This is a genomic window from Campylobacter coli LMG 9860 (assembly GCF_000254135.1).
Taxonomy (GTDB): Bacteria; Campylobacterota; Campylobacteria; order Campylobacterales; family Campylobacteraceae; genus Campylobacter_D; species Campylobacter_D coli.
Map to the genome: position 1 here is coordinate 1 of NZ_AINS01000068.1, position 434 is coordinate 434.

Consider the following 434-nt stretch of genomic DNA (forward strand, 5'->3'; position numbering starts at 1 on the left):
CTCCACGCTTAAATTTTTTTCACACCATTTGCCTATTTCTTTTAGTCGAGTTTCTAATTTAACATTTTTTGTTTTGTGTGCCTCAAACAAAGTTTTTAAATTATCTCGTTCATCTTTGACTTTATGATATTCAAATTTTAAATATTCAAGCTCTTTGTTAGCTTCTCTCCTGCTTTCATCTGTGCTAATTAAAAAAGCATTCTTTGTTAACTGATAGTCTTCTCTTACTTTGGCGTTGTATTTTCCAAAGGTTAAAATGTTTTTCCATAGGCTTAAACGCTTTTCAAACTCTTGTGTAAGTTCCTTTAAAGCTCTTTCGTGTCCTAGTTCTAAATTTTGTATATGTTTTTGATGTTGCTCTATTTTCGCTTGTAATTCGTTTTCTTTCGATTTTAGCTCTTTAGCCTTGTCTTGTATCTCTTTTTCTTTTTTTT

General features: G+C 30.2%; 1 pseudogene. It reads right to left on the reverse strand.

What is annotated here, in order from left to right:
• Positions 1-434: pseudogene (locus tag CCO88_RS10485) on the reverse strand (mobilization protein); the annotation flags it as partial.